The sequence below is a fragment of the Atlantibacter sp. genome, from assembly GCF_032062175.1.
Classification (GTDB): domain Bacteria; phylum Pseudomonadota; class Gammaproteobacteria; order Enterobacterales; family Enterobacteriaceae; genus Atlantibacter.
This window is the reverse complement of the sequence record NZ_DAMBQK010000020.1, coordinates 82,522-91,515: the sequence shown is the minus strand read 5'-3', so window position 1 is coordinate 91,515 and position 8,994 is coordinate 82,522. Positions and strand designations below refer to the sequence as shown.

Here is an 8,994-nt window from a genome sequence, read left to right as displayed (position 1 = left end):
GAGCCGGGCGCTGTGACCGGAGCGGGCGCGGCTGAGGGCGCAGTTTGCGGCGCGGTAACAGGGGCGGATACCGGTGCGGCAACCGGGGCCGGAGCCGGGGTGTCGCTTTCGATCACGCCGCTGTTCAGCGTCGTTGGCGCGCCTAAAAACCCGCTGCTGCGCACCGGCGCACCGGTGGTGTCTTCGCTTTGTAGGGTATCATTACTGATGGCGCGCACATCACCGGCAGGTTCAGCCTGCGGCACTGACGACGCGCTGCCCATCCCGGAATTCAGGTCGGGACGCGCCGGCAGGGCATAGGTCTGTTTCGCAACGGTGGTACACGCCATGCCCGGCCCGGACAGGGAGCCATCCGGGGCAACGATAATCGGGTCGACGCGGACTTTGGTGTTGTTCGAGGTGTTCAGGCGGTCGGCAGAGGCGCGGGACAGCGAGATTATCCGGTCATTGCCATACGGGCCACGATCGTTAATCCGCACCACAATCATCCGGCCGTTCGCCAGGTTGGTAACGCGCGCATAGCTCGGGATTGGCAGCGTCGGATGCGCGGCGGTCAGTTGATTCGGATCGAAGGCTTCGCCCGACACCGTCAGGTTGCTACCCGGCTCGGCGTCATAAATAGCGGCAAGCCCGGCCTGGCTGAAACGCGAAGCGTCCTGAACGATTTTGTAGCTTTTGCCGTCGCGCTCATAATCCTGGTTTACTGAAGGGTTCAGCGACTCATAACGCGGTTCCGCACCGCTGATTTCCACCACCGGACCATTACACACAGCAGGCTGTGGAGCCACTGTGGTTGGTGCCTGGCCGTCATCATTTGAACTACAGGCCGCCAGCAATCCTGCTGCGACACAGACTCCAAGCCACTGCTTACGCATTGCGTTCCCCTTATACGCTTTTAGACAGCATTTTTCGGTGGGTATGTATCGACATCACGATACCAAACCCGGCCATCAGTACGATCAACGCCGAGCCCCCATAACTTACCAGCGGCAGCGGCACCCCAACCACGGGCAAAATACCACTTACCATACCAATATTCACAAACACATAAACGAATAAAATCAACATCAAACCGCCCGCCATGACCCGGCCAAAGGTGGTTTGCGCCCGAGCCGCTATCCACAGCCCGCGCATGATCAGCAAAATATACAGCGCCAGCAGGATCAGCACGCCCACCAGCCCCAGCTCTTCCGCCAGCACGGCGAAGATAAAGTCGGTATGGCGCTCGGGCAAAAACTCCAGCTGCGACTGGGTGCCGTGCAGCCAGCCTTTGCCGCGTAAACCGCCTGACCCAATAGCAATTTTAGACTGAATAATATGATAGCCCGCGCCGAGAGGATCGGATTCCGGGTCGAGCAGCATCATGACGCGCTGACGCTGGTAATCATGCATCAGGAAAAACCACAAAATCGGGATAAATGCCGCCACCAGCAGGACGGCGATCAAAATCAGCCGCCAGCTCAGGCCGGATAAAAACAGCACGAACAGGCCGGAAAGCGCCACCAGAATCGACGTGCCGAGGTCCGGCTGCGCCGCCACCAGCAGCGTCGGCATAAAGATCAGCACCAGCGCAATGCCGGTATTCTTCAGGCTGGGCGGGCAGACGTCGCGGTTGATAAAGCGCGCCACCATCAGCGGCACCGCGATTTTAGCGATTTCCGACGGCTGGAAACGCACCACGCCTAAATCCAGCCAGCGCTGCGCCCCTTTGGAGATGGCGCCGAAGGCATCCACCGCCACCAGCAAAATGATACACACAATGTACAGATAGGGCGCCCAGCCCTCGTACACACGTGGGGGGATTTGTGCCATCACCACCATCACCACCAGGCCCATCAGGATCTGGCCGATTTTACGTTCGGTCATGTCCAGGTCCTGGCCGCTGGCGCTCCAGATAACCAGGGCGCTGTAAGTCAACAGCGCCAGAATGATCAGCATAAAAGTGGGATCGAGATGGATTTTATCCCAGATGGTTTTTTTATTCGGATTATCGGTCATTAGTCCTCCGCCGCGGCCACGGCCGGATTTTCAGCGGGCAGTTCGGTGTTGTTATCCCCAAGCATGATATGGTCGAGGATCTGGCGCATGATGGTCCCTACCGCCGGGCCAGCGCCGCCGTTCTCAAGGATCATGGCGACCGCGACCTGCGGCTTATCGTAAGGGGCGAACGCGGTCATCAATTTGTGATCGCGCAGGCGCTCAGCGATGCGGTGGGCGTTATAGGTTTCGTTGGCTTTCAGGCCGAAAACCTGTGCAGTACCCGATTTCGCGGCGATTTTATACGGCGCGCTGGCAAAGTATTTATGGCCCGTGCCGTTGGCCCGGTTCGCCACGCCGTACATCCCGTCTTTGGCGATTTCCCAGTAACCCGAGTGGATATCGCCCACCGGCGGCTGCTCCGGTTGCACCCAGGGCTGCTGTTTACCGTCGATGGTGGTGCTCATCAACAGATGAGGCACTTTGACGATGCCGTCGTTAATCAGGATCATCATTGCTTTGTTCATTTGCAGCGGCGTAGAAGTCCAGTAGCCCTGGCCGATGCCTACCGGGATCGTGTCGCCCTGATACCAGGGCTTCTTAAAGCGCTTCAGCTTCCATTCACGGGTTGGCATGTTCCCGGAGCGCTCTTCAGACAGGTCGATGCCGGTGTAATGGCCGTAGCCGAATTTGCTCATCCATTCGGAGAGCCGGTCGATGCCCATATCATAGGCGACCTGATAGAAGAAAGTATCCGCCGATTCTTCCAGCGACTTGGTGATGTTCAGGCGGCCGTGGCCCCATTTTTTCCAGTCGCGGTAGCGTTTTTCCGAGCCGGGCAGTTGCCACCAGCCGGGGTCGAACAGCGTGGTATTGCGGGTGATAACGCCGGAACTCAGCGCCGATACGGCGACATAAGGTTTTACCGTGGACGCCGGCGGGTAAATCCCCTGGGTCGCGCGGTTAACCAGCGGGGTATTCGGGTCGTTGAGCAGCGCCGAATAATCCTTGCTGGAGATGCCGTCGACGAACAGGTTAGGGTTATAGCTGGGGGTGGATACCATCGCCAGCACGCCGCCGGTGCGCGGATCGGTCACCACTACCGCCGCGCGGCTGCCCTGCAACAGGGTTTCGATATAGGCCTGCAACTGTAAATCGATAGTCAGATGGATGTCATGCCCGGCCTGCGGCGGCACTTCTTTCAACTGGCGGATCACCCGGCCACGGTTGTTAACTTCAACCTCTTCATAACCGGTCTGCCCGTGCAGCACATCTTCGTAAAAACGTTCAATGCCGAGCTTGCCGATATCATGGGTCGCGGCGTAGTTTGCCAGCTTACTGTCTTTATCGAGCCGTTCTACGTCTTTGTCGTTGATTTTTGACACATAGCCAATGACGTGGGTCAGGGCGGAGCCATAAGGGTAATAGCGGCGTTTATAGCCCTTCACTTCTACGCCGGGAAAACGGTACTGGTTCACGGCGAAACGCGCCACCTGCACTTCTGTCAGGTTGGTTTTCACCGGGATGGAGGTAAAGCGATGGGAGCGGGAGCGCTCTTTTTTAAACGCCGCGATATCGTCGTCCGTCAGGTCGACCACGCCACGCAGCGCGTCCAGCGTCTGCTGCACGTTATCGACTTTTTCCGGCATCATCTCGATTTGATAGATGGTGCGGTTAAGAGCCAGCGGGATGCCGTTGCGATCGTAAATAATGCCGCGACTCGGCGGGATCGGGACCAGCTTGATACGGTTTTCGTTGGAGCGCGTCTGGTAATCGGTGAAGCGCAGGATCTGCAAATTATAGAGATTCGCGATCAGTATGCCGGTAAGCAGTAAAATCCCTAAAAAGGCGACCAGAGCCCGACGCACAAAAAGCGCGGACTCAGCCGAATAGTCGCGAAAAGAATTCTGTAATTTCATCCGCTGCTTAATCTACCTGGTAGCGTTTACTCACGATGGTAAGGGTGGTTGGTAGTAATACTCCACGCCCGATAAAGGCTTTCTGCGACCAGAACACGCACCAGCGGGTGCGGCAGCGTCAGCGCAGAGAGCGACCAGCTCTGTTCGGCAGCGGCTTTACAGGCTGGGGATAACCCTTCCGGGCCACCAATAAGCAGACTCACGTCTCGACCATCCAGCTTCCAGCGTTCCAGTTCATTGGCAAGCTGCGGGGTATCCCACGGACGGCCTGGAATATCGAGCGTGACAATGCGATTTTTGCCTGCTGCGGCCAACATCAGTTCGCCCTCTTTATCGAGGATGCGTTTGATGTCGGCGTTTTTGCCCCGCTTTCCGGCCGGAATTTCGATGAGTTCGAACGGCATATCTTTAGGAAAGCGGCGCAGGTATTCAATAAACCCGGTTTGCACCCAGTCGGGCATTTTGGTGCCAACGGCGACCAGTTGCAGCTTCACGCCCTAGCTCCAGAGCTTTTCGAGTTCGTACAGACGACGGCTCTCTTCCTGCATGACATGCACAATCACATCACCCAGGTCGACAACGATCCAGTCTGCCGCGCTCTGGCCTTCAACGCCGAGCGGCATTAAGCCTGCATGGCGGGACTCGCTCAACACGTGGTCGGCGATGGACATCACGTGACGCGTAGAGGTACCGGTACAGATGATCATGCAATCCGTGATGCTGGATTTACCCTGAACGTCGATAGCAACGATATCCTGACCTTTCAGGTCGTCGATTTTATCAATAACAAAATCCTGGAGTGCTTTACCCTGCAAGTGTTCCCCCTGGGAATATGAACGCTGATGATGCCGCCGGGAGCGCATCAAACTCAATGAGATAACAGCGGCGAAGCGCCTGCTGTATGAAGTGGGCTATCATCCCACCGCTGACATGAGTTTGCATCGCCATTTTTGTAAAACAATTTAGAAAATGGCCATCGGCGGGAGAAAGTCTGGCAGCGGAGGATATCAGCCTTATATATCGTGTCAATATGCAACGGCTCGCCAAAAGAAATTCAACCGCCGTCAGCCCGTTAGATAACCGCCGCCGCCCGGTTGTTCAGGGTGCGCAACGTGACAAAATCCTGCTGGATTTCCACCATGCTCCAGCTACCTTGCTCGATCATGAAGTGCCACAGCGATGGCGGCGGCATGCTCATCAGCGTGGCGATAAGCAGGCTTAGTACGCCCTGATGGCTGACCACCAGAATGTTTTCCTGCGGCATAGCGCGTAAGTCGCGGGAAAGCGCCATTATCCGCTGTGAAAAATTATGAAATCCTTCGCCATTGGTGGGAACGGTGTTTTGCCAGTCCCGGCACCAGGCGGCATAAGTGACAGAATCTTCGCGCTGTAAATCGAGGTGATGACGCATTTCCCAATCACCAAAATGCATTTCGTTGAGCAGCGGATTGGTTTCAATAGCGCGGTCGCGGCCTTCCAGCACCAGATGGGCGGTATGCTGCGCCCGGCCCAGCGCGCTGCTCACAACCCGATCAAAGGGCACGGCCTGAAGCATTTGCCCGACTTCTGTCGCCTGACGAATGCCCTGCTCAGTGAGTGCGGTTTCACTACGTCCGCTGTACAACCCGGCGACGTTCGCCTCGGTTTGTCCATGTCTTACCAGCCACAGTTTCATGCATTGCTCCTTGAGTCACCGTTATTGAGTCTACCATCAGTCGCAGCCAGACGCCGGCTTTGGGGTAAGATGGCGTTTTACGTTGACGGAGGCGACATGTTTACCAGCAATCACGGCGGCAATATTCGCGAAGCGGCAGCGCTGGCGGGGGTGAATCCCGAGACGTTGATTGATTTCAGCGCCAATATCAATCCGCTTGGGATGCCTGCCACCCTTAAGCGCGCTCTTAGGGAAAATCTTGAATTAGCGCAGCGCTATCCAGACCCGGACTATGTGGCGCTGCACCAGGCGCTGGCGAAACATCATCAGGTCCCGCAGCGCTGGCTAATGGCAGGCAATGGCGAAACGGAGTTGATATTCCAGCTGCTGGCCCATCTCGCGCCTCGCCACGCACTGCTGCTGACGCCGGGTTTCGCCGAGTATCGCCGGGCGTTAAGCCGGGTAGGGTGCCGGATCAGCGATTATCCGTTAACCGAAGCCGATGGCTGGCAGCCGGATGACCGCCTGGTGGCGGCGCTCACAGCCGATCTTGATTGCCTGATCCTCTGCACGCCGAACAATCCCACCGGATTAATGCCGGATCGCCGCTTAATGCAGGCGATCGTTTCCCGCTGTGCAGAACTCGGCATAACGCTGGTGGTCGATGAGGCGTTTATCGACTTTATGCCAAACGCCGCTGGCTGCACCGGCTGGCTTGCTGAGAATCCGCATCTGTGGGTTTTGCGCTCCCTGACGAAGTTTTATGCTATTCCCGGCCTGCGGCTTGGCTACGTAATTAACAGCGACGAACAACGTGTTGCGGCGTTACGCGCCGGTCGCGAGCCCTGGACCATTAACGCCTTCGCGGCGCTGGCGGGAGAAATCGTGCTTAATGACGAAGCGTACCAGCAGGCGACGTTCCAGTGGCTGGAAACGGAGCGGCCCTTTTTATTGCAGGCGCTAAATGCGCTGCCGGAGATAACCGTGTGGCAAGGGGAGGCGAACTATCTGTTTTTCAGGTACGACGGCGATAAGGATTTACAACGTGGTTTGCTGGCGCAGCGAATTTTGATCCGCAGTTGCGCCAACTATCCGGGGTTGGATAAGCGTTATTTTCGGGTGGCAGTGAAAAGCCGTGCAGACAACGAGGCGCTGATTACTGCATTCACCGATATCAGTCGCGATACAAACCGTGGCGCGTAATGTAATCCATCACCGGAGCGGGGACCAGATCGTCACAGGGCTGACCGTTTTCCAGACGCTGGCGGATTTCGGTGGCCGAAATCGCTAACAGCGGCGTGTCGGCGAAGAAAATTTTCCCGGCCGGTTGAGCGTGAAGTTCGGCGGGATCGGTGGCCAGATGCTGTTCCAGCCAGCGCTGTTGTTCGGCATCGGGCATGGCGAGGGGATAACCTGGTCGGCGGCACACCAGCAGATGGCAGCAGGCGAGGATATCGGCATAGCGATGCCAGGTTTGAAACGCCAGCAATGAGTCCTGGCCGATGATAAACCCCAGCGGCTGCGCGGCGCCCTGTTCAGCACGTAAGGCTTCCATGGTATCAGCCGTCCAGGAAGGCATAGCGCGTTGCAATTCCCGGTCATCCAGTTCAAACAGCGCGTTGCCCTGGATCGCTGCATCAATCATCGCTTTGCGTTGGGCGCTGCTGGCCTCGGGCTGAGGCCGATGGGGCGGCACGTTGTTTGGAATGATCACCACGTTTTGCAAACCCACCTGTCGGGCGAGCGCCTCCACCGGTTTGATATGCCCAAAGTGAATGGGATCGAACGTCCCGCCGTAATACGCCAGCAGCGGCTTAGCCATGGATAAACACATCCGGCAAGGCTTTATGGCACACCAGCAGCGACAAACCTTCCAACTCCTGCCATACCGACTGGCCATAATCCTGTTTCAGCGTTAACTCAATCTGCGCTAACAGGCTGACCGCCTGGCGCAGTTGATCTTCACTCAGCCGGTTTAGCGCATCGGTCAACAGCGTGCGGCGGTTTTGCCAGACCCGGTGTTGATCGAACAAATTGCGCAGCGGCGTACTGTGAGACTGGCGTTTAAGGGTGACCATCAGCAGCAGTTCGCGCTGGACGGTACGCAGCAGGATCACCGGCTCACTGCCTTCCAGCCGCAACTGTTGCAGGATGTGCAGCGCGCGTTTGCTTTTCCCGGCCAGCAGGGCATCGACCCAGTGGAACGGGGTGAAATGCGCCGCGTCGTTAACCGCCTGTTCTACGCGGGGCAGGGTGAGCTTGCCGTCGGGCCACAGCAGTGCCAGCCGATCCAGCGCCTGGGCCAGCGCCAGCAGGTTCCCTTCGTAGCAGTAACACAGTAACTGGCTGGCCGCGTCATCAAGCGATAACTGACGGCTTTTTGCCCGGTTAGCCACCCAGCGGGGCAATTGTGCCTGTTCCGGGGTCTGGCAGTTAACCATTACGCCCCGGCTGGACAACGCGGTACACCAGGCAGCGTTTTCCTGGGCTTTAGTAAGTTTCACCGCCCGCACCACCAGCAGCAGATCGTCGTGCAGCAGGTTGACCAGCTCGGCTAACTTATCGTTAATCGCCGCGTTGGGGCCGTTTTCGGGAAGGATCAGCAGTAGCGTCTGGCGGCTGGCGAACAGGCTTAACGCGCGGGTGATCGAGAAAATTTCATCCCAGTCGGTTTGCGCGTCAATCTGGCGGGTGTGGTGCTCGTCGAACCCGTGCTCCTGCGCTGTCTGACGGATCGCGTCCTGGCTTTCCTGGAGCAACAGCGGATCGTTTCCGGTCAGCAGATACGCCGCGCGCAGCCCTTCTTTGAGCTGCGCGCGGAGTTGTTCAGGCCAAACTCTGACCATTACTGAGCGGAAAGCGTGGTGGAAACGCGGCCTGACGAGGTCGTCGGGCTACTTTGCTGGGTAGTCGGCGGTTCAGATTGGGTGGCTTCCAGATCTTTCACCTGCACCGACATCAGCTTACGGATTAACTGTTCCGCCGCGCGGTCGTACATTTCCTGGATAATGATGTCCTGTTCGGCATCTTTCGCCAGCGCGGTCAGCGGGTTGTCGAAGAACGAGCGGAACACTTTGGTGCTGATAGGGTAAATATCGTGGCCTGGGATCAGCACGGTAGCATTGACCGTCATCACCATCTGATACTCCGCCGTACGGCCATCCTGGAATACCGACGCGGTATCCTGAGATATCAACGCACCGCCAAGACGCAGAGACGGAATGTCTTTACGCACTTTACTTGGCTCAACGATTTCAACGCCGTTCAGACGCAATTGCTTACGCACCGCGCGGCTTAATGGGCCATACGGGTCACCTGAATCCAGGATCAGCGTATGCATTTGCTTGGGTACCTGGGTGGTACTGCGCAAGTGCCAGCCACATCCGGCGGTCACCAGCACCGCCAGGCTCACTATCAGAGTGATGAGATATCGCACGCTTCCTC

General features: G+C 57.5%; 10 protein-coding genes. 1 reads left to right on the top strand and 9 read right to left on the bottom strand.

The annotated features are described in order from the left end of the window. From rlpA to RT120_RS16690, 6 genes are all read right to left on the bottom strand, one after another. Positions 1-875: endolytic peptidoglycan transglycosylase RlpA (gene rlpA / locus RT120_RS16715; RefSeq protein WP_312984329.1), on the bottom strand; the 875-nt coding region annotated here is incomplete at its 3' end. A 10-nt stretch (positions 876-885) separates the two neighbouring features. Continuing rightward, a complete protein-coding gene (gene mrdB, locus RT120_RS16710; RefSeq protein ID WP_183170957.1) occupies positions 886-1,998 on the bottom strand; it encodes a peptidoglycan glycosyltransferase MrdB in 1,113 nt (370 codons plus the stop codon). Continuing rightward, positions 1,998-3,896: a peptidoglycan DD-transpeptidase MrdA gene (gene mrdA, locus RT120_RS16705; protein ID WP_312984328.1), complete on the bottom strand. Its 1,899-nt coding sequence runs from the start codon at positions 3,894-3,896 to the stop codon at positions 1,998-2,000. Before mrdA ends, mrdB begins: the two co-directional genes overlap by 1 nt. A 26-nt stretch (positions 3,897-3,922) precedes the next feature. After that, positions 3,923-4,390, bottom strand: a complete 468-nt coding sequence (gene rlmH / locus RT120_RS16700; RefSeq protein WP_312984327.1) for a 23S rRNA (pseudouridine(1915)-N(3))-methyltransferase RlmH — start codon at positions 4,388-4,390, stop codon at positions 3,923-3,925. A 3-nt stretch (positions 4,391-4,393) separates the two neighbouring features. After that, positions 4,394-4,711, bottom strand: coding sequence for a ribosome silencing factor (rsfS, locus tag RT120_RS16695; RefSeq protein WP_161659723.1), 318 nt, complete (start codon positions 4,709-4,711; stop codon positions 4,394-4,396). 257 nt (positions 4,712-4,968) lie between these two features. Then, positions 4,969-5,571, bottom strand: a complete 603-nt coding sequence (locus tag RT120_RS16690; RefSeq protein ID WP_312984326.1) for an adenosylcobalamin/alpha-ribazole phosphatase — start codon at positions 5,569-5,571, stop codon at positions 4,969-4,971. A gap of 96 nt (positions 5,572-5,667) precedes the next feature. Here RT120_RS16690 and cobD point away from each other — a divergent pair, with 96 nt between their 5' ends. Beyond that, positions 5,668-6,753 (top strand): threonine-phosphate decarboxylase CobD, encoded by a 1,086-nt coding sequence (gene cobD / locus RT120_RS16685; protein WP_312984324.1) that lies wholly within the window; start codon positions 5,668-5,670, stop codon positions 6,751-6,753. Here cobD and nadD read toward each other — a convergent pair. The 3 genes from nadD to lptE are packed head-to-tail and all read right to left on the bottom strand — an operon-like array spanning position 6,725 to position 8,986. After that, complete coding sequence (gene nadD, locus RT120_RS16680; RefSeq protein WP_312984322.1) at positions 6,725-7,372, bottom strand: nicotinate-nucleotide adenylyltransferase; 648 nt, start codon at positions 7,370-7,372, stop codon at positions 6,725-6,727. The two genes, cobD and nadD, sit on opposite strands and share 29 nt — an antisense overlap. Further along, a complete protein-coding gene (holA, locus tag RT120_RS16675; RefSeq protein ID WP_312984320.1) occupies positions 7,365-8,396 on the bottom strand; it encodes a DNA polymerase III subunit delta in 1,032 nt (343 codons plus the stop codon). Before holA ends, nadD begins: the two co-directional genes overlap by 8 nt. Beyond that, entirely contained in the window at positions 8,396-8,986 is a 591-nt protein-coding gene (lptE, locus tag RT120_RS16670; RefSeq protein WP_312984318.1) for an LPS assembly lipoprotein LptE, read from the bottom strand. The genes holA and lptE overlap by 1 nt, the downstream gene beginning before the upstream one ends. Between the last annotated feature and the right edge of the window lie 8 nt (positions 8,987-8,994).